This is a genomic window from Streptomyces tirandamycinicus, assembly GCF_003097515.1.
Classification (GTDB): Bacteria; Actinomycetota; Actinomycetes; order Streptomycetales; family Streptomycetaceae; genus Streptomyces; species Streptomyces tirandamycinicus.
Genome location: NZ_CP029188.1, coordinates 871,022 through 897,647, shown reverse-complemented (window position 1 = coordinate 897,647; position 26,626 = coordinate 871,022). Strand labels below are relative to the sequence as shown.

General features: G+C 73.1%; 25 protein-coding genes, 1 pseudogene and 1 riboswitch. Of the genes and pseudogenes, 13 read left to right on the top strand and 13 right to left on the bottom strand.

Annotation, left to right across the window (positions count from 1 at the left end):
• Nucleotides 1-110 precede the first annotated feature (110 nt).
• The gene (locus DDW44_RS03890; protein WP_108905534.1) at nt 111-386 is read left to right on the top strand and encodes a (2Fe-2S)-binding protein; all 276 of its coding nucleotides are present in this window, start codon (nt 111-113) and stop codon (nt 384-386) included.
• Between the two features lie 50 nt (nt 387-436).
• Here DDW44_RS03890 and bfr read toward each other — a convergent pair whose 3' ends face one another.
• Nucleotides 437-916 (bottom strand): bacterioferritin, encoded by a 480-nt coding sequence (gene bfr, locus DDW44_RS03885; protein ID WP_017949850.1) that lies wholly within the window; start codon nt 914-916, stop codon nt 437-439.
• A gap of 156 nt (nt 917-1,072) precedes the next feature.
• On the opposite strand from bfr, the gene DDW44_RS03880 reads away from it, so the two are divergent.
• A complete protein-coding gene (locus DDW44_RS03880; protein ID WP_017949849.1) occupies nt 1,073-1,705 on the top strand; it encodes a sulfite oxidase-like oxidoreductase in 633 nt (210 codons plus the stop codon).
• 189 nt (nt 1,706-1,894) lie between these two features.
• On the opposite strand, the gene DDW44_RS03875 is transcribed toward DDW44_RS03880, so the two are convergent.
• The 5 genes from DDW44_RS03875 to thiO form a co-directional block, all read right to left on the bottom strand.
• Nucleotides 1,895-2,758 (bottom strand): deoxyribonuclease IV, encoded by an 864-nt coding sequence (locus DDW44_RS03875; protein ID WP_018890389.1) that lies wholly within the window; start codon nt 2,756-2,758, stop codon nt 1,895-1,897.
• 32 nt (nt 2,759-2,790) lie between these two features.
• On the bottom strand, nt 2,791-4,716 hold the full coding sequence (gene pknB / locus DDW44_RS03870) for a Stk1 family PASTA domain-containing Ser/Thr kinase (RefSeq protein ID WP_206307303.1): 1,926 nt from the start codon (nt 4,714-4,716) through the stop codon (nt 2,791-2,793).
• A gap of 234 nt (nt 4,717-4,950) precedes the next feature.
• Complete coding sequence (locus tag DDW44_RS03865; protein ID WP_108905532.1) at nt 4,951-5,748, bottom strand: thiazole synthase; 798 nt, start codon at nt 5,746-5,748, stop codon at nt 4,951-4,953.
• A gap of 5 nt (nt 5,749-5,753) precedes the next feature.
• Nucleotides 5,754-5,978, bottom strand: coding sequence for a sulfur carrier protein ThiS (gene thiS, locus DDW44_RS03860; RefSeq protein ID WP_017949845.1), 225 nt, complete (start codon nt 5,976-5,978; stop codon nt 5,754-5,756).
• The gene (gene thiO, locus DDW44_RS03855; protein ID WP_026281741.1) at nt 5,975-7,150 is read right to left on the bottom strand and encodes a glycine oxidase ThiO; all 1,176 of its coding nucleotides are present in this window, start codon (nt 7,148-7,150) and stop codon (nt 5,975-5,977) included. Before thiO ends, thiS begins: the two co-directional genes overlap by 4 nt.
• A riboswitch (TPP riboswitch) is annotated at nt 7,148-7,260 on the bottom strand. (Overlaps the previous gene by 3 nt.)
• A 52-nt stretch (nt 7,261-7,312) precedes the next feature.
• Between thiO and DDW44_RS03850 the strand changes: the two genes are divergently transcribed.
• The 3 genes from DDW44_RS03850 (at nt 7,313) to DDW44_RS03840 (ending at nt 10,091) form a co-directional block, all read left to right on the top strand.
• Nucleotides 7,313-7,654 (top strand): avidin-fold protein, encoded by a 342-nt coding sequence (locus DDW44_RS03850; RefSeq protein ID WP_018890385.1) that lies wholly within the window; start codon nt 7,313-7,315, stop codon nt 7,652-7,654.
• A 28-nt stretch (nt 7,655-7,682) separates the two neighbouring features.
• On the top strand, nt 7,683-8,924 hold the full coding sequence (locus tag DDW44_RS03845) for an NAD(P)/FAD-dependent oxidoreductase (protein WP_108905531.1): 1,242 nt from the start codon (nt 7,683-7,685) through the stop codon (nt 8,922-8,924).
• A 417-nt stretch (nt 8,925-9,341) separates the two neighbouring features.
• Entirely contained in the window at nt 9,342-10,091 is a 750-nt protein-coding gene (locus DDW44_RS03840; RefSeq protein ID WP_108905530.1) for an aspartate/glutamate racemase family protein, read from the top strand.
• Nucleotides 10,092-10,386: 295 nt separating this feature from the next.
• Here the strand turns inward: DDW44_RS03840 and DDW44_RS03835 are convergent, their stop codons facing one another.
• The gene (locus DDW44_RS03835; RefSeq protein WP_208647931.1) at nt 10,387-11,997 is read right to left on the bottom strand and encodes an MFS transporter; all 1,611 of its coding nucleotides are present in this window, start codon (nt 11,995-11,997) and stop codon (nt 10,387-10,389) included.
• 273 nt (nt 11,998-12,270) lie between these two features.
• Here DDW44_RS03835 and DDW44_RS03830 point away from each other — a divergent pair, with 273 nt between their 5' ends.
• From DDW44_RS03830 to DDW44_RS03810, 5 genes are all read left to right on the top strand, one after another.
• Nucleotides 12,271-12,636, top strand: coding sequence for an Rv2175c family DNA-binding protein (locus DDW44_RS03830; RefSeq protein ID WP_017949839.1), 366 nt, complete (start codon nt 12,271-12,273; stop codon nt 12,634-12,636).
• A 187-nt stretch (nt 12,637-12,823) separates the two neighbouring features.
• Nucleotides 12,824-13,474: a thiamine phosphate synthase gene (gene thiE, locus DDW44_RS03825; protein ID WP_027731528.1), complete on the top strand. Its 651-nt coding sequence runs from the start codon at nt 12,824-12,826 to the stop codon at nt 13,472-13,474.
• Nucleotides 13,475-13,550: 76 nt separating this feature from the next.
• A complete protein-coding gene (gene metF / locus DDW44_RS03820; RefSeq protein ID WP_078509207.1) occupies nt 13,551-14,468 on the top strand; it encodes a methylenetetrahydrofolate reductase [NAD(P)H] in 918 nt (305 codons plus the stop codon).
• 52 nt (nt 14,469-14,520) lie between these two features.
• On the top strand, nt 14,521-15,444 hold the full coding sequence (locus DDW44_RS03815) for a hypothetical protein (protein WP_108905528.1): 924 nt from the start codon (nt 14,521-14,523) through the stop codon (nt 15,442-15,444).
• A 207-nt stretch (nt 15,445-15,651) separates the two neighbouring features.
• A complete protein-coding gene (locus DDW44_RS03810) occupies nt 15,652-15,867 on the top strand; it encodes a hypothetical protein (protein ID WP_108905527.1) in 216 nt (71 codons plus the stop codon).
• A gap of 140 nt (nt 15,868-16,007) precedes the next feature.
• Here DDW44_RS03810 and DDW44_RS03805 read toward each other — a convergent pair whose 3' ends face one another.
• From DDW44_RS03805 to DDW44_RS03780, 6 genes and pseudogenes are all read right to left on the bottom strand, one after another.
• Entirely contained in the window at nt 16,008-17,549 is a 1,542-nt protein-coding gene (locus DDW44_RS03805) for a phytoene desaturase family protein (RefSeq protein WP_244223957.1), read from the bottom strand.
• 588 nt (nt 17,550-18,137) lie between these two features.
• The gene (locus DDW44_RS03800; RefSeq protein WP_037788363.1) at nt 18,138-18,746 is read right to left on the bottom strand and encodes a TetR/AcrR family transcriptional regulator; all 609 of its coding nucleotides are present in this window, start codon (nt 18,744-18,746) and stop codon (nt 18,138-18,140) included.
• Between the two features lie 28 nt (nt 18,747-18,774).
• Nucleotides 18,775-20,862 (bottom strand): YhgE/Pip family protein, encoded by a 2,088-nt coding sequence (locus DDW44_RS03795; RefSeq protein WP_108905525.1) that lies wholly within the window; start codon nt 20,860-20,862, stop codon nt 18,775-18,777.
• 391 nt (nt 20,863-21,253) lie between these two features.
• Nucleotides 21,254-22,063, bottom strand: a pseudogene (locus DDW44_RS32545) (ATP-binding cassette domain-containing protein); the annotation flags it as partial.
• 76 nt (nt 22,064-22,139) lie between these two features.
• Nucleotides 22,140-23,084 carry an MASE1 domain-containing protein gene (locus DDW44_RS03785; RefSeq protein ID WP_108905523.1) on the bottom strand — a complete coding sequence of 315 codons (945 nt, stop codon included), beginning with the start codon at nt 23,082-23,084 and terminating at the stop codon, nt 22,140-22,142.
• 45 nt (nt 23,085-23,129) lie between these two features.
• The gene (locus tag DDW44_RS03780) at nt 23,130-23,969 is read right to left on the bottom strand and encodes a PP2C family protein-serine/threonine phosphatase (RefSeq protein ID WP_108905522.1); all 840 of its coding nucleotides are present in this window, start codon (nt 23,967-23,969) and stop codon (nt 23,130-23,132) included.
• 242 nt (nt 23,970-24,211) lie between these two features.
• Here DDW44_RS03780 and DDW44_RS03775 point away from each other — a divergent pair, with 242 nt between their 5' ends.
• The 3 genes from DDW44_RS03775 to DDW44_RS03765 all read left to right on the top strand — a co-directional run bounded on the left by DDW44_RS03775 (nt 24,212) and on the right by DDW44_RS03765 (nt 26,432).
• Nucleotides 24,212-24,778, top strand: a complete 567-nt coding sequence (locus DDW44_RS03775; protein WP_026281740.1) for an SAV_6107 family HEPN domain-containing protein — start codon at nt 24,212-24,214, stop codon at nt 24,776-24,778.
• A 204-nt stretch (nt 24,779-24,982) separates the two neighbouring features.
• Nucleotides 24,983-25,759 (top strand): methyltransferase, encoded by a 777-nt coding sequence (locus tag DDW44_RS03770; protein ID WP_078503423.1) that lies wholly within the window; start codon nt 24,983-24,985, stop codon nt 25,757-25,759.
• Between the two features lie 280 nt (nt 25,760-26,039).
• A complete protein-coding gene (locus DDW44_RS03765) occupies nt 26,040-26,432 on the top strand; it encodes a DUF3040 domain-containing protein (RefSeq protein WP_017947429.1) in 393 nt (130 codons plus the stop codon).
• Nucleotides 26,433-26,626: the final 194 nt, after the last annotated feature.

Below are 26,626 nucleotides of genomic sequence, written 5' to 3'. Positions count from 1 at the left end.
CCCCACGGCCGTACCCGGGCTTTTGCGACCGGCGGGCGGCGGGTAAGGTTAGGTTAGCCTCACCGATCATTCGGGGTGGGCGCCACAGTCGATCTCGATATCCACCGGAGGTGAACCGCGTGTACGTCTGCTCGTGCTTCGGCATCACCGAGAAGCAGGTCAAGGAGCACGCGGAGGCGGGCGCCTGCACCCCCCGCCAGATCGCCTCGGTGTCCAAGGCCGGCACCGACTGCGGTTCCTGCGTACGCCGCATCCAGGGCATTCTCGGCCGCGGCGCCTGCCCGCGCCGCGAGCTGCTGGAGCAGGGCGGCGGCGCCCTGTCCGAGGAGACGGCCCCGGTGGGCGCCCGTGCGGTCTCCCCCGTACGGCTGCGCGAAGCGGCCTAGCCTCCCGGGTCCCGCGGCCTTTACGCGGCCCGTACGGTTCTTCCCGGTTCCTAGGACTCCGGCTGCTCGATCAGCTGGGCGATGTAGAGCGGCTCCCCGAGCTTCTCGATCAGCTCCAGCTGGGTGTCCAGGTAGTCGATGTGGTGCTCCTCGTCCGCCAGGATCGACTCGAAGATGTTCGCGGACGTGATGTCGCCCTTGGCGCGCATGACCTCGATACCGCGCCGCAGCCGGTCGATCGCCTCGACCTCGACCTGCCGGTCCGCCTGGAACATCTCGGTGACCGTCTGCCCGATCCGCACATGGAACAGCCGCTGGTAGTTCGGCAGCCCCTCCAGGAACAGGATCCGGTCGGTGAGCACCTCCGCGTGCTTCATCTCGTCGAACGACTCGGCCCGGGTGTACTTGGCGAGCTTCGTCCAGCCGAAGTTCTCCTGCATCTTGGCGTGCAGGAAGTACTGGTTGATCGCGGTGAGCTCGGCGGTCAACTGCTCGTTGAGGAACTCGATGACCTCGGGATCGCCCTGCATCGCAGCGGCTCCTTCCGCACATGTGGCTCGGGCAGGATGCGCGCATCCTCGCACCGTGATCGAACGCCGTCCAGTAAGTGCCTCCTTAGTAGGAGTTGCCCGAATCGGCCCAGACCCGGTCATGACCACCCCTCCCGGTCTGTCACCATTGAAGGCATGGGTCAGCCGGAGAGCCGGGAACACCGGGCGTCAGAGCAGTCCGAGCTACCTCCGGGACAGCGTCTTCAGCGCGGCTGGCCGGTCACCCACTACGGGCCCGTCCCCAGGTTCAAGCCGGACCGCTGGGAGTTCCGGGTCTTCGGCGCCACCGCCGACGGCGACAAGCGCTGCTGGAACCACGAGGAGTTCTCGGCACTGCCGTTCTCGACGGTCGTCGCCGACCTCCACTGCGTGACGAAATACAGCATGCTCGGGGCCGAATGGGGCGGAGTTCCCGCCTCGACGGTCGTCGAGCTGGCGCCGCCGGCCCCGGCGGTCACCCATGTCATGGTCTGGGCCGAGTACGGCTTCAGCGCCAATATGCGCCTGTCCGACTTCCTCTCCGAGCGCACGATCTTCGCCACCCACAAGGACGGGGAGCTGCTCACCGCCGAGCACGGCTTCCCGCTGCGCCTGATCGTCCCGCACCTCTACGCCTGGAAGGGCCCGAAGTGGGTGCGGGGCGTGGAGTACATGACGGCCGACCGCAGGGGCTTCTGGGAGGAGCGCGGCTACCACAACATCGGCGACCCGTGGAGCGAGCAGCGCTACTCGTACCAGGAGGAGCCGGGCGACGGGCCCGAGTTCTGAAGCGTGTTGCGCGAGCAGCTCCGTCCGCCCGCGGGGCGGTAGGGACTCTCGCGGCACGCCCCGGCACCGCGCGGGCCGAAGGCGGACCGCGCCCGACGCGGCGCCGAACGCACCGCCCCTCCCCGCGGGCTTCGCCCCTCAGCCCGGCCGCCCGGCCGCCCCGCCCGGCACCCGGCCACCGCGCCCGGTTCAGCCGTCGCGGAGCTTCTTCAGCAGCGCCACATCGGCCGCGTACGTCTCCTTGCCGTGCCGGCCGCCCGGCGTCTCGATGATCAGCGGCACACCCCGCGCCGCCGGATGCCGCATCAGCTCGCGGAACGCCTCCTCGCCGATGTGGCCGGCACCGATGTTCTCGTGGCGGTCCCTGCGCGCCCCCACGACGTCCTTGGAGTCGTTGGCGTGGATCAGTCGCAGCCGGCCAGGGCCGATCGCGGCCTCGAGGAGGTCGAGCATCCGCCCGGCTCCGCCCTCCGCGGCGAGGTCGTGACCGGCCGCGAACGCGTGGCAGGTGTCCAGGCAGACGCCCAGCCGCGGGTGGGCGTCCAGGGCCTCGACGTACGGACCGAGCTCCCCGGCCAGTGAGCAGAGCGAGAAGCCCTGCCCGGCCGTCGGCTCCAGCAGCAGGAACGGGTCGTCGTCGTGCGTCAGCTCGTCCAGCAGGGGCAGCACCAGCTCCCGCACCTGGGCGAGGGCCGTCTCGCGCGTCCGGCCCCCGGTCGCCGAGCCGGTGTGCACCACCACCCCCGCCGCGCCGATCTCCCGGCCGCGGCGCAGCGAGTGGCGGAGCGACTCCACGGACCGCTCGGCGGTGACCGCGTTGTGGGAGCCGAAGTTGATCAGATACGGGGCGTGCACGTACACCGGGACGGCGGCGGCCGCGGTCCCGGCGCGGAACAGCTCGTCCTGCGCGGGGTCACCCGCCGGGGTCGCCCAGCCCCGCGGATTGGCGACGAAGACCTGTACCGCCTCGGCCTCGATCTCCCGGGCGTACGCCAGACCGGTCCTGGCCAGACCGCCTGCCACGGGCACATGGGCGCCGACCGGGTTGCTCATCTCGCCAGTGCCCCATCCGGCCTCACGCGGCACTACAGCCCCTTGGTCGTGATCGTGATCGTGCTGCCCTCGGCGGCCCGCTCGCCGCCCTCGACGGACTGGCTCTCGACGGTGTCGCCGAGGAACGGGAAGGACCGCTCGACCTTGACCTCGAAGCCCGCCTGCTGAAGCTCGCGCCTGGCGTCGTCCAGGGAGTCGCCGGTGACGTCCGGTACCTCGACCATCCGCGGCCCCTTGGAGACCGTGAGCGTCACCGTGTCGCCGCCCGCGGCCCGTCCGCCCTCCGCGGGGGACTGCCGGGCGACGGCCCCGGCCTGCTCGGGGGAGTGGACCTGCTCCGGTGCCACCCGCACCTTCAGCCCGGCGTCCTCGAGGGCGCTGGTGGCGTCCTCGACGGATTCGCCGGTGACGTCCGGGATGTCGATGGGGGCACCCTTGCTGACGACGAGCGCGACCGCGGAGTCCGGGCGGCGCTCGGTGCCGGCGGCCGGATCGGAGCCGATGACCGTGCCCTGCGCGGCCTCGTCGCTGAACTCCCTGGTGATCACGCCCGGGGCCAGGCCGGCCTCGCGGAGGGCGCTCCGGGCGTCGGCGAGCTTCAGGCCCTCGAGCTCCGGCACCTTCACGATCTCCGGGCCGCGCGAGACGACGAGCGTGACCGAGCCGTTGTGGCGGATGCGTTGCCCGGGGTCGGGGTCCACGGCCATGACGGTGCCCCGGTCGTAGGCGTCGCTGAAGCCCTTCCGCACGGTCTCGACGTCCAGCCCGGCCGCGGCGAGCCGCTCCTTGGCCGCGGCCTCGGTCTGGCCCAGGACGGTGGGCACCCGGGTGAACTGCCCGGAGTTGATGTACCAGACGCCCGCCCCCGCGCCCAGGAGCAGCAGCACGGCGACGACGGCGGCGAGGACCCCGCGGCGCGGCGCCGGCAGCCGGCGGCCCCCCGGACGGGACGGCGGGGGGCCGCCGGGCGGCATCTCCAGCAGGCTCGTCCGTTCCACGGTGCCGCCCGCGGTGGGCAGCGGTCGCGCGATCACGCTCGTACGGTCCTCGGAACCGGCGGGAGTCTCCGCGACCGGCGTCCGGGCCTGCGGCGGCACGGCGTCGAGCTGGTCGTCGCCGAGCGCGGCACGGGCCTCGCGGGTCCGGCCGAGCAGGGCGACGGCGTCGCCGGGGCGCGACTCGGGGTCACGGGCGGTGGCGGCCGCCACCAGGCCGTCCAGCTCCGGGGCGAGCCCGGGAACGGCGGCCGAAGGCGGCGGCACGTCCTCGCCCAGGTGCCGGTAGAGCACCTGGGCCGGGGTGTCGCCGGAGTGCGGCTTGGCGCCGGTGAGCATCTCGTAGAGCACGACTCCGCAGGCGTAGACGTCGGCGCGGGTGTCGGCGGTGCCGGACTGGATCTGCTCGGGGGCGAGGTACGAGACCGTGCCGAGCAGCGATCCGGTGCTGCTGGTCACCGAGCCCACGGCCCGGACCAGGCCGAAGTCGGCGACCTTGACCCGTCCGTCGTCCCCGATCAGGACGTTCTCGGGCTTCATGTCCCGGTGGACGAACCCGGCCCGGTGCGCGGCGCCGAGCGCGGCCAGCACCGGCTCCAGGATGTCCAGCGCCGCCCGCGGCCGGAGCGCCCCCCGTTCGCGCAGCACGTCGCGGAGCGTGCATCCGGCCACGTACTCCATCGCCAGATAGACGTACGCGCCCTGGGCTCCCTGGTCGTACACGCCCACCACGTTCGGGTGCGAGAGCCGCGCCACGGACTTCGCCTCGCGGATGAAGCGCTCGACGAACGAGGCGTCGGCCGCGAGCGCCGGGTGCATCACCTTGAGCGCGACCAGCCGGTCGAGCCGGGTGTCCACGGCCCGGTAGACCGTGGCCATCCCGCCGACGGCGATACGCGCGTCGACGCGGTAGCGGCCGTCGAGCACCTGCCCGACGAGAGGGTCCTGAAGGGTCGTGTCCACGCAGGCGAGTCTACGAGCCCGGACCCCCGGCGCCGCGCCCCGGCCGGAGGCTGCAGCGGACGTGTGACATGCCTCATCGGAAGATCGGGCGTCGCGCGGGCCGGGCGTCGGCCGGAAGGCCGGGCGCCGGCCGGAAGACCGGGCGTCGGCCGTGGGGCCGTGTGTCGGCGCGCAGGCCGGGCGCCGGCCGAAAGACCGGGCGCCGGCCGGGTGGCGCCGGGAGGCCGGGCGCCGTCACCCGAAGGCGGGGCGCTCCGGGTCCAGCGCCGCCCGCCCCTCGGCGGGGGACGAGGCCTCGGCGAAGTGGCGGCGCGGGATGCGGCCCGCCCGGTGGGCCAGCCGGCCCGCCTCGACCGCGTGCCGCATGGCCCCGGCCATCAGGACCGGTTCCTGCGCGCGGGTGACCGCGGAGGCCAGCATCACCGCCGAGCACCCCAGCTCCATCGCCAGCGCCGCGTCCGACGCCGTGCCGGCGCCCGCGTCGAGGATCACCGGGACCCGGGCCTGCTCGGTGATCAACCGGAAGTTGTGCGGGTTGCGGATGCCGAGCCCGGAGCCGATCGGGGAACCGAGCGGCATGATCGCGGCGCACCCCGCGTCCTCCAGCCTCCGGGCCAGCACCGGATCGTCGTTGGTGTACGGCAGCACGACGAAGCCGTCGTCCACCAGCACCTCCGCCGCGTCCAGCAGCTCGACCGGGTCCGGCAGCAGCGTCCGCTCGTCCGCCGCCACCTCCAGCTTGATCCAGGGCGTCCCGAGCGCCTCCCGGGCCAGCCGCGCGGTCAGCACGGCCTCGCCCGCGGTGAAGCAGCCCGCGGTGTTCGGCAGGACCTGGATGCCGAGGCGGTCCAGCACGGAGAGCACCGACCCCTGCACCGTCGGGTCGAGGCGGCGCATCGCGACCGTGGTCAGCTCCGTGCCGCTGGCGACCAGCGCGCGTTCCAGCACGTCGAGGCTGGGCGCCCCGCCCGTACCCATGATCAGCCGGGACGAGAACTCCACCCCGCCCAGGACGAATCGGTCGTCGGCCATCCCGGTCAGCCTCCCTGCACCGCGGTGAGCACCTCGACGCGGTCGCCCTCGCCGAGCAGCGTCCCCGGCCAGTCGGCGCGGGGGACGACGGTCTCGTTGACGGCGGCCGCGACCCCGGAGGGCGCGGCGGTGAGCGTGGTCACCAGGGCGTCGAGGGTGGTGCCCGCCGCGACGGCGCGCGGCTGCCCGTTGACGGACACGGTGTGCGTGGACTGTGTGGACTCGGTCATGCGGACACCTTCTGCTGGGCGGGGGAGAAGCGGCGGGGGGTGAAGGGGCGGGCCTCGTCCGGCAGCTCTCCGGTGACCAGGGCGTGCGCCATGACGTCGCCGGTGACCGGGGTGAGCAGGACGCCGTTGCGGTAGTGGCCGGTGGCGAGCAGCAGGCCGGGCAGTTCCGCGGGGCCCAGCAGCGGGGCGTTGTCCGGCGAGCCCGGGCGCAGTCCGGCCCGGGTCTCGGTCAGCGGCAGCTCGGTGATGCCGGGCATCAGCTCGTGCGCGTCGCGCAGCAGCCGGTACACCCCGCCCGCCGTGACCGTGGTGTCCCAGCCGAGCTCCTCGCTGGTCGCCCCCACGACGAGCTCGCCGTTCTCCCGCGGCACCAGGTAGACGTGGCTGCCGCGTACCACGGCCCGGACCGTACGGGACAGGAACGGGGCGTACGAGGGCGGCACGTTCAGCCGCAGCACCTGCCCCTTGACCGGGCGCACCGGGGGCACCGCCTGCGCGGGCAGGCCCTCCAGCCGGCCGCTGAGACTGCCCGCGGCCAGCACGACCTGACCGGCCGCGACCGAGAGGCCGCCGGCCAGTACGGCCCCGGCCGCCCGGTCCCGTACGACCGACAGCCGCTCCGCCCACCGCCGGTGGAAGACCACTCCGGCCCGTTCGCACGCCACCACCAGCGCCCTGGCCAGCCGGCGGGGGTCGATCTGGTGGTCGCCGTCCACCCGCAGCCCGCCGCGCACCCCCGGCGCCAGCAGGGGCTCCAGCCGTCGGCACTCCCGCCCGGTGAGCCACTCGGACTCCAGGCCGAAGCGCCGCTGCAGCGCGTGGAGTTCGCGCAGGTGCGCCCGGTCGTCCGTATCGAGTGCCACGGCGAGCGTCCCGCAGGAGCGGTAGCCGGTGTCCTCTCCGCTCGCCTCCTCGAGCTCGGCGGCGAACCGCGGATAGCGGTTCGCGGAGGCGAGGTTCAGCCCGAGCAGGGTCTCCTCGCCGTAGTGGAGCTCGGTGACGGCGGCCAGCATGCCCGCCGCGACCTGTGCCGCCCCGCCGCCCGGCTCGGGGTCGGCGAGCGCGGTCCGCAGTCCGCGCTGCGCCGCCCGCCAGGCGGTGACGAGGCCGATGACGCCGCCCCCGATGACGAGGACGTCCACGGACCGCGCTGATGAATGTCCTGGATGCATGCGCGTCCGGACCCTCCCTTCGCCGGCATGACCCGGATCAGGTTCGTACGGTCGGAGGCCGCGTCAGCCTCCCTCTCAGCCCGGTGCTCCGGGCTCCCGCGAGTAGCAGTACGGTGGCCAGCCTAACCGCCGTCGCCGATCCCCCGTAAGGGAGCCGCCGCCGTGGCCCGCTCGCTCGAAGGACTCGTCCTCGCCCCCGTGGCCGACCAGGCACCCGGCCAGGTCGGCGCCCGGACGCGGTTCACCTACCACGAGGACCGGGGCCGGATCTGGGCCGACTACGCCGGCGGGGACGTGGTCCGCGGCCATCTCGTCGGCACCCGGGAGGGGGACCGGCTGGACTTCCGCTACGTCCAGCTGGGACGGGACGGGGCGACGGCCTCCGGGCACTGCGTGTCCACCGTCGTCGAACTCCCCGACGGGCGGGTGCGGCTGGAGGAGACCTGGGAGTGGGAGTCCCGGCGGGGGCGCGGCACGAGCGTCGTGGAGCAGCTGCCGTCCTGACGTGTCGTCAGCTGGTTAGGGTGGCCGGGTGAGTGAGAACGAGCAGACGGCGCCGAGCCGCCGTGTCGTCGTCGTCGGGGCGGGCATGGCCGGGGTGCAGACCGCCGTGGCCCTGCGCGAACAGGGGTTCACCGGCACCATCAGTCTTATCGGTGCCGAACCGCACCAGCCCTACGACCGGCCTCCGCTGTCCAAGGCCGTCCTGCTCGGGAACGCGGAGCACTCGGCCTTTGACGTCGACTTCGACGCGCTGTCCGTCGACCTCCAGCTCGGGCGCGAGGTCAGCGGCCTGCGCGCCGGGGACCACGAACTCGACACACCGGCCGGGCCCGTCCCGTACGACGTCCTCGTCATCGCCACCGGAGCCGAACCGGTCACCCTCCCCGGCGCCGAGGGCGTCCCCGGGGTCCATCTGCTGCGCACCCTCGACGACGCCGAGCGGCTGCGCCCGGTGCTGGCGAAGCGCCACCGCATCGTGGTCGTCGGCGCGGGCTGGATCGGTGCCGAGTTCGCCACCGCCGCCCGTGAGGCGGGCTGCGAGGTCGTCGTCGTCGAGGCCGCCGACCGCCCGCTGCCCGGAGCCCTGCCCGCCGAGGTGGCGGCCCCGATGGCGCGGTGGTACGCCGAGGCCGGCGCCGAGCTGCTCACCGGCGCACGTGTCGCCGCCGTCGAGCAGGGCGCGGTGGTGCTCGACGGCGGCCGGCGGCTGCCCGCGGACGCCGTCGTCGTCGGCATCGGCGCCCGGCCGGCCACCCGCTGGCTCGCCGGTTCCGGCATCGACCTGGGCCCCGACGGCTCGGTCACCGCGGACGAGCGGCTGCGCACCTCGCTGCCCGACGTGTACGCGGTCGGGGACTGCGCGTCCTTCCCTTCGGGCCGCTACGGGCGGCGGCTGCTCGTCCACCACTGGGACAACGCGCTGCAGGGCCCGCGTACCGTCGCGGCCGGCATCGTCGGCGCGGACACGGGGGAGGGCAGCGAGCCGGGGGAGATCTACGACCCGGTGCCGTACTTCTGGTCGGAGCAGTTCGGCCGGTTCGTGCAGTACGCCGGACACCACGGCGCGGCCGACACGCTGGTGCGGCGGGGCGACCCGGAGGACCCCGCCTGGTCGGTGCTGTGGCTTCGGGAGGGGGTGCTCGTCGCCGTGCTGACGGTCGGCCGTCCCAGGGACCTGGCCCAGGGACGCCGGCTCATCGAGGTCGGCGCCCGGATCGACACGGAGCGCGCCGCCGACCCGGCGGTCCCCCTGAAGACCGCGGTGCTCTGAGGGCCGTCGCACGCGCCGAGAGCGCTCAGGGCACAGCAGGAACCGCCCCGCGCGGGCCCAATACCACTGGTTGGATCGGATGGGTCTCGCACGTGACGTTGATCCGGCGCAGCGCTCCGCGGTATCCGACTGCCCATCGAATGCGGCAATAAGGCATCGAGGAGTACTCCGTACGCCGCAGGTCAGGGGCTGTCGCAGTAGGTGACAGTGGAGCGGCGTGCGGCGTCAGACGTGGTACGGCGCAGGCTCAGGATTCATCCTTATGCCGGGTGTCCGCGGAGTTTCGACGCAGTCTGTGCCGCAGCTGTCGTCGGTGCCCGCTGGCAATTACGGGACCACCTTTGAAGATATTCCACAATCCGGGTTCACAGTATTCCTGAATTGCGCGGACAGCTGAATGAAGCGACCCTGTGAAGTATGAAAATTCTTGTCGTGAATCCGAATACCACCCGGTCGATGACGGGCAAGATCGCAGCCGCCGCGCGCGCTGTCGCGTGGCCGGGTACCGAGATCATTGCGGTCAATCCCGACATGGGGCCTGTCAGCATCGAGGGGTACTACGATGAGGCGTTCTGCGTACCCGGCCTGATCGAGGAGGTGCGCAAGGGTGCGGACGGCGGGGCGGAGGGATTCATTATCGCCTGTTTCGATGATCCGGGGTTGGACGCGGCCCGCAGCATCACCACCGCACCTGTGATCGGTATCGCCGAGGCGGCCATGCATACAGCCGCCCTGGTCGGACGCAGCTTCAGCGTGGTCGGCACGCCGGCGCGCGCAGTCGCGACCATCGAGCACCTGGCGTTGCGGTACGGGTTCGAGCGTCACTGTCGCGGAGTGTGCGCCGCCGAGTTCTCCGTACTAGCGCTCGAAGATCCGAAATCCGATGCGATTCGGTTGCTGAAATCGGATATTCGACGCGTCGTCTCCGAGGGGCGGCCCGACTCGATCATCCTCGGCTGCGCCGGCATCGCCGGCCTGTCGAAGGCGTTGTCGCATGAGTTCGACCTGCCGGTGATCGACGGAGTGATTGAGGCAGTCAAGCTGACTGAGTCGCTCGCTGGACTCGGCCTCGGCACCAGCAAGGCAAACAGCTATGCTCCCCCGCTGCCCAAACCCTATACCGGGATCTTCGCCCGGCATGCGCTGCTCGGCTCCGGGGAGGCCTGAACGCCTGTCACGGCCGCACGGCTCCTTGGGGCGGGAATGGCCGGGTGTGAGCGCGGCGACCACTGGCGATGCCCGCCCGGCCCACCCGCTGACGAGTTCCTCGAGTGAGGTCGCGCGGCGCGTTCGTGACGGCGTGGGGTGATGGCGGCGGACCCGGCTGCCGCCCTCGGAGATCGGTCGCACAAGGTCCAAGGCCGTGAAGACAAGCCACGGGCACCCTTGTCGGCGGCCTCCTTCAGTCCGAGAGGTGGCGGCCGGAGGCGGAGTGGCAGCCATCGCGAGCGCTGCCCCTTGGTCAGTGGTTTCGGGAGTTCTGCGTGCGGGTGCCGAGAAGGAAGGAAGCAGACACCAGGGTCAGTATGCTCGCGGCCACTCCGAGGGCGAGTTGGCTGCCCTGGACGAAGTCCTTCTCCGCTGCGGCGACGGCGGCATCGCGGACCTCGGGCGGAAGAGGATGTGCAGGTCCGGGACCCAGCGCGACCCCGGTCGCGATCGCATGGGGGTTCGCCGCCCCGATGATCCTATCGACGGCCGCGTCTCTCAGGGACGAGTCGGGGATCACGCCCCGCAGGGTGCCGTCGAGGGTTGCCCCCAGCCAGACGGCCAGGGTGCTCCCGACCACGGCGTAGCCGAGGGTTGAGCCCACCGCTCGCTGGGTGTTCATGATCCCGGCCGCCATGCCGGCACGGTCCGGGGGCACGGCGCTCATGGCGAACGACGCGATGGAGGTGAGCAGGCAGGCGGATCCCACTCCGGCGAGGAGGAGACCGGTCAGTACCACCACCGGCGCCGTGGACATGCCGACGGCGACGGTGAGGAGACCGGCGAACAGCGATACCTGCCCGGCCAGCACGAGCGGCCGGTTCCCGAAGCGGCTCACAAGACGGCCCACCAGCGGCGAGCACAGCACGATGCCGCCGACGAACGGCAGAGTGAACAGACCTGCCTGGATGGGGGAGTAGGCGCGGATGTTGCGAAAGTACTGGGTGATGATGAGTAGCAGACCATAGGTGCAGAAAAACTGAACGAGAATTGTTGCCATGGACAGCGTATAGACACGATCTCGGAAGAGCCCCACATCGAGCATCGGGTCGTCCCTGGCACTTTCGTGCCTCACGAAGAGAACGAAGGCGACCGCGCTGAAGACGAAAAGCGTGATGATCGTGGGTGAGCTCCATCCTGTGTTCTGGCCCTGGATGAGGCCGTAGGTCAGCGAGCCGATGGCGAGGACGAAGAAGGTCTGTCCCCACCAGTCGAGGCTACGGATTCCGCGTCCTCGGGACTCCGTCAGATACCGAGGGGACAGGGAAAGGAGAACTGCGACGACCGGGACACTCAGCAGGAAGACGCTGCGCCATCCGAGAACCTCGACGAGAAGACCACCGAGGGGTGGTCCCAGGGCTGTCCCCAGACTGGCAATCCCCGTCCAGAGTCCGATCGCCCTGGCCCGATCGCCCGGACTCTCGAAGGCGTTGCTGACCAGGGCGAGCGACGTGACGATGACCCCCGCCGCGGCGACGCCCTGCAGACCGCGGGCCGCCATCATCGCCGCGAGTGTCGGGGCCAGTCCCGCACCCAGGAAGCCGACCCCCAGGAGCAGCAGGCACGTCATGAAGATCCGTTTGCGCCCGAAGCGGTCGGCGAGGGCGGCGGCAAACATCGTGAAAGCCGCCAGCCCGAGGCTGTAGGTGCTGGCCAGCCACTGCAGACCGGATTCACCGGCGTCGAACTCCCTCTGGATGTCGGGCAGTGCGGTGTTGAGCATCAGTACGTCCAGGTAGACCGTCAGCATGCCGAGGGCGCTGACAGCCAGGGTCGCGCGTTCTGTTTTCGTCCAGTGGGAATCGCGTGGAATTCTCCTGACCCGGATCATGCCCGAGAAATTACAGCACGCGGGACTCGTCATGACGTCGACTCTTGATTCGATCTGTGCAATCGACGCGCATGCGATAGGGGGAACCGGTCATCACGTGTCCGTATAGACGGGCAGCGAGGACGGAGTTCGGCTGGGCTGTGGGCGTCCCCCGCGTCTCCGGTACTCCGGACGGCGACATTCCGGAGTCCCGGAGGTCCCGGCAGTCGGCAGAGGCGGCGGTCAGGTGCCCCGTGTCCCTCTGAAGGGCGCAGCTCGGGTGCCCTCCGCTACCGACTGTCGGTCCGGGATGGCACGCTTGGTCCCGTGACCGAGATTGACGCAAAGATCGATGCTCTCGTCCCCGCCTGGCTCCACCTGCCCGATGTCGCGGAAAAGCTCGACGTCGAGGTGACGCGCGTACGGCAGCTGGTCAAGGAGGGGCAGCTGATCGCCGTGCGCCGCGGTGAGAACCGGACGCTCCAGGTACCCGCCGCCTTCATCAAGGGCGGCAAGGTGGTCAAGGGCCTCTCCGGCACCCTGACGCTCCTGAAGGACGACGGCTTCACCGACGAGGAGATGCTGGAGTGGCTCTTCACTCCGGACCCCAGCCTGCCGGGGACCCCGGCGGAGGCGCTCGGAGAGAATCGCGGCACGGAGGTGAAGCGCCGGGCCCAGGCGCTCGCCGTCTGAGGGCGTCCTGCACCGCCGCCGGGTCCTGACACACCGCTAGACACCGATACGCGCTGATACACACCGATACGCACTGATACGCACTGACGCACTGATACGCACCGATGCCGACGCGGTGCGTGCACCGGGGCCGGACCGTCCGGTACCCGCCGCGCGCACCGCCGGCCCACCCCGGGGGGTACCACCCATGTCCGCATCCCGAGCCGCGCTGCACGACGCCCGGCTCTACCTCTGCACGGACGCCCGCAGGCGCCAGGGCGACCTGCCGGAGTTCCTGGACGCCGTCCTCTCCTCGGGGGTGGACATCGTGCAGCTGCGCGACAAGGGCATGGAGGCGGGGGAGGAGCTGGAGCACCTCGCCGTGTTCGCCGACGCCTGCCGCCGCCACGGGAAGCTGCTCGCGGTCAACGACCGCGCCGACGTCGCCCACGCCGCCGGCTCCGATGTGCTGCACCTCGGCCAGGGCGATCTGCCCGTGCCGGCCGCACGGGCGATCCTCGGCGGCGAGGTGCTGATCGGGCGCTCCACCCACACCCGGGAGGAGGCCGCCGCGGCCGCCTCCGAGCCCGGTGTCGACTACTTCTGCACCGGCCCCTGCTGGCCCACGCCGACCAAGCCGGGCCGGCCCGCCCCGGGCCTCGGCCTGGTCGAGTACACCGCTTCGCTCGGCGGGGACCGCCCCTGGTTCGCGATCGGCGGGATCGACGCGGACAACCTCGACGAGGTCCTCCGGGCGGGCGCCCGCCGGGTCGTCGTCGTCCGGGCCGTCACCGAGGCCGACGACCCCGCCGAGGCCACCGCCCGTCTCGCCAGTCGGATACGGGCCTACCCGCAGTAGGCCGTTTCGTGAGCGATCCATGTCCGATAGGTGGAATCGGGTTGGGGGACCGCCGCCCCGTGGATAACCTGCGAACATGGCCCTCGGCACAGCTTCCACCAGGACGGATCGCGCACGCACCGTGCGCGAGCTGCTCGCCACCGACAAGACCTCGTACTCCTTCGAGTTCTGGGCGCCCAAGACCGAGAAGGGCGAGCGGAACCTCTGGAACGCGCTGCGGCGCGTCGAGGCGGTGCAGCCGAGCTTCGTCTCGGTGACCTACGGCGCCGGAGGGTCCACCCGGGCGGGCACGGTCAAGGCCACCCAGCAGATCGCCGCCGACACCACGCTCACCCCGGTCGCCCACCTCACCGCGGTCAACCACTCCGTCGCGGAACTGCGCAACATGATCGGCCAGTACGCCGACGCCGGGATCAGGAACATCCTCGCCGTCCGCGGCGACCCGCCCGGCGACCCGATGGGCGAGTGGGTCGAGCATCCCGACGGCGTGCGGTACGCGGCGGAGCTCGTCCGGCTGATCAAGGAGTCGGGCGACTTCTGCGTCGGCGTCGCGGCCTTCCCCGAGATGCACCCCCGCTCCCGCGACCGGGAAGCGGACATCGGGCACTTCGTGGACAAGTGCCGTGCCGGTGCCGACTATGCGATCACCCAGATGTTCTTCCACGTCGAGGACTACCTGCGGCTCCGCGACAGCGTCGCCGACGCGGGCTGCGAGACCCCGATCATCCCCGAGATCATGCCCGTCACCAGCGTGAAGCAGATCGAGCGGTTCGCCCGGCTCAGCAACGCGTCGTTCCCCGCCGCACTCGAAGAGAGGATCCGCGCCGTCGCGGACGACCCCGCCGCTGTACGCTCCATCGGTATCGAGTTCGCGACGGAGTTCTGCGCGCGGCTGCTCTCCGAGGGCGTCCCCGGGTTGCACTTCATCACGCTCAACAACTCCACCGCCACGCTCGAAATCTACGAGAATCTCGGACTGCACCAGCAGTCGTGAACGGCCGCACCCGCCGCAACCCCGGGCGGGAGGCCGCAGGAGAGGGGCGGGCATGGGCTGGACGGTGCTCTACATCGCGTTCGGCATCGTCGCGCTGTGGCTGCTCGGCGAGGTGCTGCTGCAGTACAAGGCGCGGCTGCGCTGGCGGCTGGTCGCCTTCGTCGGCTTCCTGGGGGTGGTCGTCGGGGTGCTGATGCCGAACATCGTCGTCATCGGCATCGGCGCCGCGGCCTTCGCCGTGGGACAGACCTATGTCACGCTCTCCTTCCGGCGCGGCTTCTCCACCGGCTGGGCGCTGGGCGGCAGCCCGGGCTCCAGCCGCCGCCGCCGGTCCGCCGGGCCCCCCGCCGACCGCGACCCCGTGCTCGAGGTGACGGGCGTCGACTACGAGCCCTCCTACGGCGACCAGGTCCGCCCCGGCCCGTCCGGCCCCGCCGCGGACGATTCCCCCGCGGACGCGGCCACCGCCGTCTACGAGCCGCAGCCGCTCCCGGACGACACCAGCCAGTACGGCGTCTACTCGGACGCGTCCTACGCCGCGGACCGCGGCCAGGGCGGCGCGGACGCGTCCTACGCCGCGGACCACGGGCAGGGCGGCGGGGACGCCTCCTACGGCGGCTACTCCTCCGGCTACGCCGACGCCTACCCCGAGGGCCACGGCTACCAGCAGCCGGCCGGGACCCACGACGCGTACGCCGAGTCGTACGGCTACGGCACCGGTCAGCAGTACGCCGCCTACTCCGACCCCTACGCCGCCGGCGCCGCGCAGGGCTACGACGCGTACGGGAACTACGGCGGCGGGCAGCAGTACACCGACCCGTACGCCTCCCAGGGCTACCACGAGACGCCGCCGGGCGGGGTGTGGGTGCCGCTGCAGCGCGACGGCGACCAGGTCCCGCCGCCGGACCAGCCGCCGCAGTACGGCTACGACCCGGGCTACCAGAGCGACCCCGACGGGCAGACCTACCGCTACTGAGATCTCCGCGGGCCGGCGACGCGGGAGCGTCCCCCGCGCGCCCACGGCGGCTCCCCGCCGAAAGCCGCTGGGCCGATCATGTGGCCGGCCCGGCGGATCACGTCGAGTGCCGACCGGGCCTGAGGGGAAGGATGTACCCGCACAGCGGTCGGGTCGAGCGGCGGCCCGACCGGTTCCGTACCGACAGCTCACACACGGGGGACTCGCATGCTGGAACTCGGCATTCTGTTCGGCCTGCTGGTGGTGACATCGCTGGCCTTGATCTGCGTACTCGTGCGACGGCACCGCGGCAGCACGGAGAACGCCGAAGGACTCCGCATCGAGCAGGCGCGGCTGATGCAGACGCAGTACGACAAAGCGATCTACCGGGCCGGCACGGTGGACGGCCGTGCGTCACCCACGCGTGACCACCACCGCCCCTAGTCCTCCACAGGCCGGGAGCGCGGGACGCTCACTGCTCGCGTGAGTCCACTCGCCGAGGGGCCCGCGCCGGATCCCTTCCTGCGGCCCGCGGCGGGGCGGAGCGGCATGGATGCCCTCTGCTCGGCCGGGCCCGGCGCGGTTCACCGGGAGCCGCGGAAGGCCGCCCCCTCCACGATGAGGCCGGCCACCAGCGCGCCCGACATTCCGCTGTGCGCGAGCCCGCCGCCCGGATGCGACCAGCCGCCCGCGAAGTACACCCCGGGCACCGGTGAGACGTTGGCGGCGGGCAGCAGCGACCCGCCCGCTCCGGCCAGTGCCGGTCCGGGCACCTCGCGGGCGCCGGTCTCCCGGAAGGTGTCCTCGGGCGTGCGCACCTCGCGCCACAGCAGCCGCTCCCGCAATCCCGGAACGGCCGCTTCGGCGGCGGCCGCCATCCGGTCAACGAACGCCTCCACCCGTGCGGCGCCGCCGCCCCACCGGCTCTCCGGCGACCGGCCGCCGGCCCCGGCGGGCACGGGCGCCCCGGCGGGCAGGGCCGCGGACACGGTCGCGGTCACGGTGACCGCCTCGTGGCCGCCGGGCCGCAGCCGCTCGTCGTCCGGCCGGAGCACCACGACGGTCGGCCGGTCGCACAGCCGCCCGGCGGCCAGCGCCGCCGACTCCCCGGCCCGGTCGGGAGAGTGCACCACCGTCCGGTGCGCCGCGTCCGCCTCCCGGGCGCCGCGCAGCGCCAGGCAGACGGTGACCCGCCCGGTCCGCACCGCCGACTGGTGGTGCGGCCACTCGTCCGGGGACCGCCACGGCAGGACCCGGTCCCGGTACAGCGCGGGCACGGGAGCGCCCGCGACGACATGGTCGGCGTCGGCCGTGCCGCCGTCCGCCAGCTCCACGCCGACCGCCCGGCCGTCCTCGATCCGCACCCCCGTCACCTCGGTGCCGAGGGCGAACTCCACCTTCCGCGCGAGGCACCGCTCGTGCACGGCGTCCGCGAGGGCGCGCATCCCGCCCCGCACGTACCAGCTGCCGAAGGTCTGCTCCATGTACGGCAGGACGGCGGCGGAAGCGGGCGCGGTGGCGGGATCGAAGCCGTACGCCAGGGCGTGGCTCTCCAGCAGCGCGGCCAGCCGCGGATCGCGCAGCTCGCGCCGGCCCACCTCGGCGAGGGTGCGAGCCGGGCGGCGCAACAGCCCGCGGCTGAGCGCCGGATAGGGGTCCCGGGCGAGGCGGGACGCGTCCGCGGGCAGCGGTTCCTCCAGCAGCGGCCGCCGCGAGCGGTCCCAGGCGTCCCGCGCCCGCACCAGGAAGTCGCCCCAGCGCTCGCCCGCTCCGGCACCGAGCGCCCCGTCGAGTGCCGACACGACACCGGCGCGCGAGGCGTTCGGCAGTGTCACGGCGGTGCCGTCGGCGAAGACATGACGGCCCGCCGGGTCCACCTGGACCAGGTCGACGCACTTCTCCAGCGGCTCCTTGCCGGTCTTCACGAAGAAGTCCCGCCAGACGGCGGGCAGATGGAGCAGACCGGGCCCGGTGTCGAAGGAGAAGCCGTCGCGCTCGAACCGGCGCACCGCGCCGCCGTACGTGTCCGCCCGCTCGTACACCTTCACCCGGTGTCCCGCCACGGCGAGCCGAGCAGCGGCCGCCATGGCGCCCATCCCTGCGCCGATCACCACAATCCGTGCCATGCCAGGGACTGTATCGGCCGCCTCCGGCCGCCATCGGGCCGGTGGTCCCGCAGGCCACGCGGCACGGGGCCCCGGAGCCCGCCGACCGCGTCGGGGGCGGCGGCGACCGCCTGGACCCGGGCGCAGGCGGCCCCGGCCACTCACCCGGACATGGGCATCCGCGCGGACACGAGCATGCGCGCGGACCCGGGCGCGACGGTGACCGGCCCGCACCCGGAGCGGCCGGGGTTGAGCACGGGCCTCTGAGTATCCGTACCTAGTGCCGGAGATGAGTAGGCGCGCGGATGGGCGCCGACCTGCGCGGAAGGAAGAGTGGAGGGCACGGAAAGGGCGCGGCACCGGAACCGCCGGCACGGGGCGGCGGAACGGCGCCGCGCCCCTTGCGGAACGGGGGTTGCCCGGACCCGGGGGACATCGGCGGCGGGCAGCGGGGGGAACGGAGGGGAATGCGGGGGGACGGCGGGGAGGCGCCGGTGCGGTCACGCTCGGGGGATCGAGCGTGACCGCACCGGCGCCTCCCCGCCGGCTGTGCCTCCGGTATCCGTGGCGGCCGCTTTCCGCAGCGGCCGCCACGGATATCGGGGGCCGTCAGCAGCCGCCGACCCGCCCGTGCAGCAGCCGGGACAGAGCCGCGTGCACATCGTCGAGCGACCGCTCCCGCTGGAACGCCTGCCAGTCGAGCGCCGCCACGAGCACCATCCCGAACAGCGCGGCCGCGGTCAGCGGAACGTCGATCTCCTTGCTCAGCTCGCCCCGGTCGACACCCTCCCGGAGCACGGTCTCGACGACGGCGACCGCCTCCCGGCGGACCACCATCAACGTCGACTGCCAGGCCCGGTTGGTGCGCCACAGCTCGGCGACGTACAGCTGGGTGAAGGCGGGGTAGCGGTCGATGAAGACCAGCCCGGCCCGGATCATCCCGTCCAGGGCCTCGATCTTGCCTCCGCCCCGCTGCTCCGCCTCGTCAGCGGCCTCCTGCAGCGAGGCGGTCAGCAGGCCGACCCCGTACCGCAGCAGCTCCTCGAAGAGTTCGGTCTTGCTCTTGAAGTTGTAGTAGACGGTGCCCTTGGCGACGCCTGCCCGCTCGGCGATCTCGTCGACCGTGGTGGCGGAGAAGCCCTGTTCGGCGATGAGGGTCACCGCTGCCTCGTAGAGCTTGGCGCGCGTGGCCTGTCTCCGGGTGCTGCCGCTGTTCATGGTGCCGATTCTCACAGGTCCGCCCGCCTCACAGACTCAGCTCGGGGTGCAGCCGGTCGAACGTCCACACCTGCCTGCGCCGCGCGGACACCGCGGTCAGCGCGAGAGCGCCGACGGTGAACGCCGCGAGCACGGCCACGGCCTGCCACACCGGTCCGGCGCCGCCGCCCGTGATGAGCCGGCGGAGCGCCTCGACCACGTACGTCATCGGCAGGAAGGGGTGGACGACGTTGAAGAACGGCGGGCTGGTCTGGACGGGGTACGTGCCGCCCGCCGAGGTCAGCTGCAGCATCAGCAGCGCCAGCACGAGGATCCGGCCGGCCGCACCGAAGCGGGCGTTGAGCCACTGGATGATCGCGGCGAAGCAGCCCACGACCAGGGCCAGGAAGCCGACCGTCCCGGCGGCACGGGCCATCTGCAGACCGAGCCCCCAGTGGAGCACCGCCATCAGCGCGCCGACCTGGAGCAGTCCGATCGCGGCCACCGGCAGCCAGCCGGCGAGGGCGATCCGCCAGGCCGGTGCGCCGGCGGCGAGCGCGCGCCGGTTGAGCGGCTGGATCAGCATGTACGCCACCATGGCGCCCACCCAGAGGGAGAGCGGGATGAAGTACGGGGCGAAGCCGGTGCCGTAGTTGTCCGCCTTGTGCAGCGACTGGGAAGCGAGCTGCACCGGGTCGGCCATCGCGTCCGTGCGGCGGTCGCGTTCCTGCTTGTCGTAGTCGGGGATCCTGCCGACACCGTCGTTGAGCCCGCCGGCCAGTTCGCCCGAGCCGTCGACGAGCTTGTACATGCCGCCGTCGAGGTCGTGGGCGCCGTTCTGGAGCCTGCCCACCCCGGTGTCGAGGTCGGTCGATCCGGTGCGTGCGCCGCCCAGCCCCTGGTGGATGTCGCCGGCGCCCTCGGCGATTTTGCGGGCCCCGGAGTTGAGCCGGTTGACGTCCGCGACGGCCTTCTCGACGTCGTCGCCGAGGGTGGGGGAGCGGTCGGCGAGGTCCTCGGCCAGCTTCTGGAGCTTGGCGAGGCGGGCGTCGAGCTGCTTCAGCTCGCCGCTGTTGTCCTTCACCAGCTTGTCGACATCGTCGGCGACCGCGGCGGAGTCGGCCGTCGCGGTCTTGGCCTTCTCCAGCACCGGGCAGACGGCGGGGTCGGGCAGCACGGCGTCCTCGCAGCGCGACCTGTGCAGGGCGGCGGCCTCGTCGGCCGCGTCGTGCGCCTTGGCCGCCGCGGCGGGGACCGTCGTCACGAGGAGGTCCAGATGGCTGCGCGCGGCACGGGCGCCGTTCTCCACGAAGCGCGCGTGCTCGCCGATCGCCGCACCGTCGCCCTCGAGGTACGGCCGGACGCCGGCCGCGACGGCGTTGACCTTGCCGGCCAGCCGGCCGGTGCCCTCGGCCAGCTCGCGAGCGGCCTGCTCCAGCTTGCCCGCGCCGTCCTCGAGGCGGGTGATGCCGCCCGCGAGCCTGCCGCTGCCGTCCTTGGCGTCCTTCAGGCCGTCGGCGAGCTCCTTGGAGCCCTCCTTCGCCTTGCCGATGCCCCCCTTGAGCTCGTCGGCGCCCTTCGCCGCCTTCTCGGTCGCGTCGTGGATGTCCGAGAACGAGATGAAGATCTTGTCGAGGAAGGAGCGGGAGGCGTCCTTGGACGCGGACTTGCGGACCTCGGCGAAGACCGTGCGGGAGATCTGCCCGACGATGTAGTTGTTGGCGTCGTTGGTCCGCACCTCCATCGCCCCGGTCTCCGGGGCGTCGCCGGAGGCGGAGGCGATGCGCTCGCTGAAGTCGGCGGGCATGGTCAGGGACAGGTAGTACGTACCGTCCTCGACGCCCTTGCGGGCTTCCCGGGCGCTCACCTCGTGCCAGTCGAAGACGTCGCTCTCCCGCAGGCCCTCGGTGATCTCGTCGCCGGCGGCGATCTTCTTGCCGGCGGCGGTCGCGCCCCTGTCGTCGTTGACGAGCGCCACGGGCAGCTTGTCGAGACGGCTGTAGGGGTCCCAGAACGACCACAGGTACAGGGCGCCGTAGAGCAGCGGGAGCAGCAGGATCGCCACCAGCGCGGCCCGCGGCAGCTTGCCCCTGCCGAAGCGCGTCAGCTCAAGCGCGGCCAGTTTCGGCGAGCGCATCGGCCGCCCCCTCCTCGTTCTCGTTCGTGGTCCCGGTCCGGTCCTCGCGGGCACGGGTGCCGCTGCCGCTGCCGATGCCCGTGTCCGGGGTGGTGCCGGTGCTGCGGTGCGTGCGGGTGCCGGTGCCGGCGCCGCTCGCGCCGTCGCCGGACGCGGTCGGCCCCGCCTCGTCGGCGCCGCGTGCGGCGTCCCCGGCGTCCCCGGCGTCTGCGGTGTCTGCGGCGCCGGTCACCGCCGCCTCCCCGGCTGCCGCGGGTGCCGCCGCCTCCCCGGCTGCCGCGGGTGCCGCCGCGGCCCCGGCCGCTGCGGGTTCCGTCGCGGCCCCGGCCGCTGCGGGTTCCGTCGCGAAGGCCGCGGTCCGTGCCTCCGACCCGTGGGCTCCGGCGGCCACGGCGTCGTCAGGGGCTCCGGCGGCCTCAGGGCTCTCGGGGACCTCGGCGCTATCGGGACCCTCGGTGCCGGGGGCCGTCCCCTCCGCGGCCCCGGACACGGCCGGGTGGGACGCCTCGGCGCCCGTGCGGACCACCACCGCGCCCTCGGGCGCCTCACTGCAGACGGTGAGCACGGTCGTACCCCCGGCCGCGACATCACGCAGGAGCCGCCATGCCTCCGCCCGGTCGGTCCCGGAGAGCTTGAGGTCGGCGTCGTCGACCGCCAGCAGCCGCGGACGGCCGATCAGGGCGAGGGCCACGGAGAGCCGGAGCACCTCCAGCCGTCCGAGATCCCGCACGGCCGTGCGCCCCGCCTTCGGCAGGGCGTCCACGTCGAGCCCCGCGACGCTCAGCGCCTCGGCCAGCCGCGTCCGGTCCGCCGCGGCCCGTTCCCCCGGCGGCCGCAGCAGGGCCCGGAGCGAGCCGTCGAACCGCCGCTGCAGCAGGACCCGCTCCCGCAGATGCTCGGCGACGGTCAGCGCCGGGTCGAGGTCGCTCACCCCGGGAACCGGCCCCAGCGCGCTGATCCGGCGGACCGCCGCCATCCTGCGCGGCAGCCGCAGCCCGCCCACCTCCGCGTGCCCCTCCGCCGGCTTCATCCGCCCGCTGAGCGCGAGCAGCAGACAGGTGCGTCCCGAGCCGGACGGGCCCTCGATCGCGATGAGCGAGCCCGGGCCGGCCTCGACGTCCACCTTCCGGAACGCCCAGCCGCGCGGCCCTCTGAGGCCGAAGCCCCGGGCTCGTACGGCTGCCCCGTGCGGACTGTCCACGCGGCCTCCCCCAATTGAACTGACTGGTCAGTGCAAAAGCTACTCCGAGACCGGGGAGGGAGGCAAAACGGGAAGGTCAGCGGTCCCGCGGTTCGATTCCCGAGACGATCTCCGCGAGCCGGGCGCAGACGCGCCTGATCTCCTCGTAGGTCCGGTTCCGCTCGGCGATCATGGCCGCCATCAGCAGTGCCGTCAGAGCCGTGGCGCCGTTGAAGGCCTGCAGGGTGACCATGTTCGCGAACAGGTCGCGCCCGGAGAACGGCCCGAGCTCCTCGGCCGCGGCCGTCACCGCGAGTGTCGACACCGCGAGCGCGCACGGCGCGGCCCCCGCCAGCTGGAACCGGAAGGCGGCCCAGATCAGGCACGGGAAGACCAGGAACAGCAGCGGCGAGTTGCGCACCGAGACCGCGAGCAGCGTCACGCCGAGCGTGCAGACCCCCAGCGCCGCCGCCTCCGCCCAGCGGGCCGGATCGGCCGGGACGGGCCACCGGGCACGGCGCAGCACGAGCAGGAACGGCGTGACCACCAGCACGCCCATCGCGTCGCCCGTCCACCAGACCGACCACGCGGGCCAGAAACCGCGCTCCAGCGCCCCGGACAGGACCAGGGTCGTGGTCCCGACGGTGGAGCTGACGAGCATGCCGCCGAGCGCCCCGAGGAAGACGAGCGCCAGTCCGTCGCGGAGCCGGTCCAGTTCCTGCCGGAACCCCACCCGGCGCAGCATCAGGTACGCGCAGACCGGGGCGGCGGTGTTGCCCGCGGCGATCGCGAGCACCGCGGTGGCGGTCGGGCCGATGGAGAGGTTGACCAGGAACGCGCCGAGCGCGATGCCGGGCCAGATCCGCAGCCCGAAGAACAGCAGGGCGGCCAGTGCCAGGCCCGTCGGCGGCCACAGCGGGGTGATCTGGCCGCGCACCAGATGCTGGAGCAGCCCGAGCCTGGCGGAGCCGTAGTAGACCGCGGCCACCGCGAGGATCCGCAACGCCAACGAGCCGTAGCGCCGGATCTCCTCATCGCGCACGACAGCAGTCTCCTTCGCCGGTGGGGGCGCGGCGACTCGGCCGCCTCAGATCCGGTCGCCGGAGGGGCCCGCCGGCCCGTCGTAGCGGGCGACGAGCACTGCGGCGTCGTCCCGGTGACCGGTCCGGTCGGCCACTTCGATCACCGCGGAGGCGAGCGCGTCGGGGTCGGCGTCGAAGCCGGTCCGCACCAGCTCGGCCACTTCGGCCAGACCGGCCTCCATCGGGTACGAGGGCCCCTCCACCACCCCGTCGGTGAGCAGGACGAGCACGCCGGCCTCCGCCAGTCTCCGGTGCGTCACCGGGTACCGCTCGCCGGCGAGGATCCCGAGGGGCGGGCCGCCGCGGTCCAGCGTGACGCCGTAGCCGCCGGCGGTGGCCCAGACCATCGGCACATGGCCCGCCCTGGACACGTGGAGATCGCGGGTGACCGGGTCGAACCGGAGGAAGCAGCAGGTGGCGAACAGGCCGCAGCCCATGGAGATGAGCAGGTCGTTGGCCCGGCCCAGCACCTCCCGGGGGTCGCTCGTGGCCCCGGCGAGCGCCCGGAGACTGGTGCGGACCTGCCCCATGAACGCGACCGCCTCCATGTCGTGGCCCTGCACGTCGCCGATCGCCAGACCCAGCGACCCGTCCGGCATCACGAAGGCGTCGTACCAGTCGCCGCCCACGTCCAGCCCGTCCCTGGCGGGCGTGTAGCGGGCGGCGACGCGCAGTCCCGGAAGCCGCGGGAGGTCCGGCGGGAGCATGTGCCGCTGCATGGCCATGGCGAGCTCGACACGGGCCTGCTGGAGCCTGATCCGCTCCAGGGCCTGGTCCACGAGACGCCCGAGGGTGACGAGGAGGTCCTGCGCATCGTCGGGCGGGTCACCGCGTCGTTCCCGCATGACCGCTCCGGGGTGCCCCACACGCTCCGCCGTGCTTCTCGAATCACCTTAGCCCGGCGGGGCGGCCGGGCGACGCGGGTGCGCGGCCCTCCGCGGTGCCCCGTCCGCGCCGAGGGCGACGCATAGGGCCGCGCACCCCCTTCGCCCCGGACAACCCCAGGTCGGGGCGAATTGTCAGTGGCGGCCTCCACCATGGTTCACGGACGGCCGGAGTGCCGTCACCCGACGACAGGAGGCTCGTCATGGCCAGCTCGTACGCCGCTGCCGCACGCCGGCTCCGCGCAGGCGGCCCTCGCCCTGCCCCCTCACCGACCGGTTCCGCGAGCGACGTCCACCCCGTGCCGCGGCGCTCGTCCGCGCCCCCCGCCGCACTCGACCTGCTCGCCCAGGCGCGGGCGGGCCTGGAAGAGGCCGCGGACCTGGAGACCCCCAACGAGCGGTACGCCATCGCCCACCTCGCCGCGCTCCGCACCGCGGCGGCCGTACTCGCCGCCCGCGGGCGGCCCGAGACCGGCCCGCGCCGCCGGACGCGCATACGCTCCGCCTGGGAGGTCCTCCCGGAGATCGCCCCCGAGCTCACCGAGTGGAGTGCGCTCTTCGCCTCCGGTGCCGAGCGCCGGGCCCGTGCCGAGGCGGGCATCCGGGGTGCCGCCGGCAGCCGCGACGCGGACGACCTGATCCGCGACGTTGCCCTGTTCCTGAGGCTGGTGGAGCGGATGCTGGTGCTCCAGCCGGTGCTGCCGCAGCCCGCGGCGGAGCGCCCGGGGCCGGGAGCCGCGGGCGGACGGCCGGAGGGCGCCACGGGCTGAGTGGTACCGGGGGCGCCCGGTCCGCGGGATGACCGCGGGCCGGGCGCGGACGGCGGGGCGGAGCGGAATCGGGGACGGTCCGAGGGCGCCCTGGGATGCCCGGCGGGCCCGGCCGAGGCAATAGGGTGGAGCCAGCCTGCACCGTCCACGCCCCTCAGCAGGGGCGGCACCCGCGCCGAGGAGTCACCAGCAGTGTCGGACCAGATGCCCCCCGTTCGGCCTCGCCGCGGGGAGACCCCGTCCCGCGCCTCCCTTCGCACGGCCGTGGTCTGGGAGGTGCTCAGGGACGCCCTGGACCGCCGGGTCAAGGCGACCGGACGGGATGCCCTGGACGTCCTCGACACCGGCGGCGGCTCCGGCAACTTCGCCGTGCCCGCGGCTCGCCTCGGCCACCGCGTCACCGTGGTCGACCCCAGTCCCAACGCGCTGTTCGCGCTGGAGCGGCGGGCCGCCGAGGCCGGTGTCGCCGACCGGGTGCGCGGGGTCCAGGGCGATGTCCACGGGCTGTTCGACGTGGTGGAGCGGGGCGGTTTCGACGCCGTGCTGTTCCACGGCGTGCTCGAGTACGTCGAGGACCCGGCCGAAGGTGTGCGGAACGCGGTGGAGGCGCTGCGCCCCGGAGGCGCCCTCAGCCTGCTCGCCGCCGGGCTCGGCGGCGCCGTTCTCGCCAGGGCGCTGGCCGGTCACTTCACCGAGGCCCGGCGGGCGCTCGGCGACCCGGCGGGGCGCTGGGGCGAGGGCGACCCGACGCCGCGCCGGTTCACGGCCGAGCAGCTCACCCGGCTCGTCGGCGACTCGGGGCTGGAGATCGCCTCCGTGCACGGTGTCCGGGTCTTCGCGGACCTGGTCCCCGGGGTTCTCGTGGACACCGAGCCCGGGGCGCTGGAGGCCCTGCTGAAGCTGGAGGAGGCCGCCGCCGAGTCCCAGGCGTTCCACGCGGTCGCCACGCAGCTCCACGTCCTGGGCGAGAAGCGCGGCTGATCACGGGCCGGGGCCCGGTGTCCGCCGCTGATCAGCCACGCAGCTGCAGATGGAGTACGCCACAGGCCCCCCGATCGAGGCGATCGCCCCGTATGATCGGGGGACGCGATCCGGCATGACGGGAGGGCGGTTGGGGAATCAACGCCTCAGCAGTCGATCCGGCATGGCAGGCCCCGAAGGGCAATCGGGCACTCGGCGGGTTTCACGGGGGCGATTCCCTGCCTATCCTGAAAGGGCCGCATACCGGTCGCCCCCCGCGACCGACGACTAGGAGGACTCCGTGCCGCTCTCGGAGCACGAGCAGCGAATGCTCGAGCAGATGGAGCGAGCGCTGTACGCCGAAGATCCCAAGTTCGCGACAGCGCTTGAGGGAAGCGGGCTGCGTACGTACACCCGACGACGGGTCTACCAAGCGGTCGCCGGCTTCCTGGTGGGTATCGCGCTCCTCATGGCCGGAATGGTCGCCCAGCAGATCTGGATCAGCGTGGTGGGATTCCTCGTCATGCTCGGCTGTGCGGTCCTGGCGGTCACCGGCTGGCGCAAGGCGCCGAAGCCGGGTGAGCAGAGCGGCCCCGGGGCTGAGGCCACCCGCCGCCAGCCCAGGCAGCGCCGGTCGCTGATGGACCGGATCGAGCAGCGGTGGCAGCGCCGCCGCGACGAGCAGGGCCACTGAGCCCATGTGACGTGCACGTCCACGTACTCCGACACGGCTGAGGGGTGACCGCATCGCGGTCACCCCTCAGCCGTGTCCGGTCCGTGTCCGGTCCGGGCGCGGGCACCCTCCAGCCCCCGGCGCACCGGGGCCGGCGCGGCCCGTACGCGTCCGGGCCGGCCGGTCCCTCCGCACCAGCCCCGCCAGTCCCCGCG